This is a genomic window from Azorhizobium doebereinerae UFLA1-100 (genome assembly GCF_000473085.1).
Lineage (GTDB): Bacteria > Pseudomonadota > Alphaproteobacteria > Rhizobiales > Xanthobacteraceae > Azorhizobium > Azorhizobium doebereinerae.
Map to the genome: position 1 here is coordinate 1 of NZ_AXBA01000088.1, position 2,025 is coordinate 2,025.

Here is a 2,025-nt window from a genome sequence, read left to right on the forward strand (position 1 = left end):
GGCGATCGAGCGTGTTGTCGACCGCCAGGGATGGCTTGCCTCCAGAGTGGCCGGGGCGGCGCTTGTAGCCGATCTGCGCTCGGATGTCGGCGAGCACCGCCTCGACTCGGACGGCGATGTTGCCGGCCGCAAAATCGATGGGCACCACGCGGTGGGTCTTGGAAAGGAAGAAGAAAGGATAGGCCATGAGATCCTGCGCATCTCTTGGCGCGAACGCGCCGGGGTGAGCGTGGAACAATTCCAGCTGCCGCGCCGCCATGGAGAGGGCGCCGCTCAACGTGCGAAGCGGCCGGACGCGAGAGCGCCGGACGGAGCGTGGCGCTTGGCTGGCAGGATGGTCCCGCGCGGATCCGAGGTGGAGGTGACGGCGCCGCGGACCACCCAGGCCTGCAGGTCCTCAACCGAATAGACGACGCGCCCGCCGAGCTTGCGATAGGCGGGACCGGTCCCGTAGGTGCGGTGCTTCTCCAGCGTCCGGGGCGACAGGCTGAGGAAGACAGCGGCTGGTGCGCAGATAGCGCGGCGGCCGCGGGGCGGCGTCGGGACGCATCATCGAACCTCCATGGGCGATCTCGGGCCGCTGGGCGTCAGCGGCGGATGGCGATCACGGTGGCGAAGGGCGCCCGTCGTGGGGGGGGGAAGTTGAGGGGGGTTAAAATCCCACCCTAGAAGGACCGAAGACGAGGCTGCGGTCGTCGGCGATGACGCAGGAGCTTGAGATAGCCGCCGCCGATCGGGGCGCGGCCGCCGTTCACGAGACCGATAACGCGGTCGCGCAACGACGAGGTCTTCCAGGGCTCGGCGGCGACGCGCTTCTGGCCATAAAGCGCGAAGGCGATGTCGCGATAGCTGGCGCCTTCTGCCCTCGCGTCGGCCACCAGCATCATCGCACGCAGCCTCGATCGCTGCTGCGGGGTCATGCGTGTGTCGGGAGCACCGGGCGGCCTTCGATCGCGCGCCAGAAGCAGGAGAGAGCTTCAACGCGTCCCATCATATCGGCGTCCAGCGGGATCATCGCCGCCATTGGGGCATCGGGATGAGCGTCCGACAGGAACAGAAGCTGAGACGAACGAGGGCCCAAGCCACGGACGGCGTATTGCCCTTCGGGGCTATCTTGCATCCTGAACGCGCCATCCCGCCTGTCCCCACGCTGGGCAGAAACTCGGGGGACGGGCCGAGAAGCACAACGGCCGGGTTTACCGCCGCCGACCACAGGACGGTCTGCCCCAGGGCGGAGAGAGAAGGCCGTGCCGCGAAATTGGAGCCCCAGCGCTGCTCCACCTCCCGGAGGAGCGGCTCGGCGCCGGCACCGGTGATCACGAGCGAGAGGTAGTGGTCCTGATAGGCCTCGTCCCGGCGCAGGCATTCCCAGGCAAGGCCTTCCACCGACAGATTGTCGAAATAATCGTAGCTGGCGTCGTCTCGCCGGCGCGATGTGTCCGGCTTCATCACTCCTCTCCGCATCGGTGGCGTGCGTGTCGAGCAGCGGCAATCTGGGATTGAGGGAGTTCTGGGAAGCCGGCTACGGGGCATCGCGTGATGCGGCCACGGCATCACCCCTTCGGGCAAGACATCGCGTCAGGAAGGGCGGCGCAGAAGGTCCTTGTAGCCGCCGGCGGCGATCCATCGGGCGTGGGCGAGATGGCTGTCATGGACAGCGCGGGCACGTTCCGCCTCGCGGGCCGGGTCGAGCCCGAACAGCACCGCTACGATTCCGACCAGTCGGCGCCCTCCGCCGTCGCGTCGAGAAGGCGCGCATAGAGCTTGATGTGCGCCCGGTCGTAGTCCGTCAGCTCTGGGGACCGGTCGGGGCAATGTCCTCGAACGGCCCGGTCATGTCTCCCTGGCCTGCTGCCGGTTTGGTGGACACGAGGTTAAGCTGAATGGACTGCCCTCGGTCCGTTAGGCAGAGCCGACCTATCCTTTGAGCATAGGAGGTTGGTCATGAGTTCGCAGAGATTTGCACCGGAATTTAAGGAGGAGGCGATCAGGCAGGTCGCTGAGCGGGGTTATTCCGTGCCCGAT

Annotated in this window: 2 protein-coding genes and 3 pseudogenes; all 5 read right to left on the reverse strand. The window is 67.0% G+C overall.

The features are described from left to right. Positions 1-259, reverse strand: a pseudogene (locus YU1_RS34630) (hypothetical protein); the annotation flags it as partial. A gap of 14 nt (positions 260-273) precedes the next feature. Beyond that, a pseudogene (locus tag YU1_RS34635) lies at positions 274-550 on the reverse strand (helix-turn-helix domain-containing protein). Between the two features lie 115 nt (positions 551-665). After that, positions 666-920: a DUF2285 domain-containing protein gene (locus tag YU1_RS34640; RefSeq protein ID WP_029006462.1), complete on the reverse strand. Its 255-nt coding sequence runs from the start codon at positions 918-920 to the stop codon at positions 666-668. 91 nt (positions 921-1,011) lie between these two features. Further along, positions 1,012-1,449 carry a transcriptional regulator domain-containing protein gene (locus YU1_RS34145; protein WP_051357372.1) on the reverse strand — a complete coding sequence of 146 codons (438 nt, stop codon included), beginning with the start codon at positions 1,447-1,449 and terminating at the stop codon, positions 1,012-1,014. A gap of 129 nt (positions 1,450-1,578) precedes the next feature. Next, positions 1,579-1,837, reverse strand: a pseudogene (locus YU1_RS31345) (DUF2285 domain-containing protein). Between the last annotated feature and the right edge of the window lie 188 nt (positions 1,838-2,025).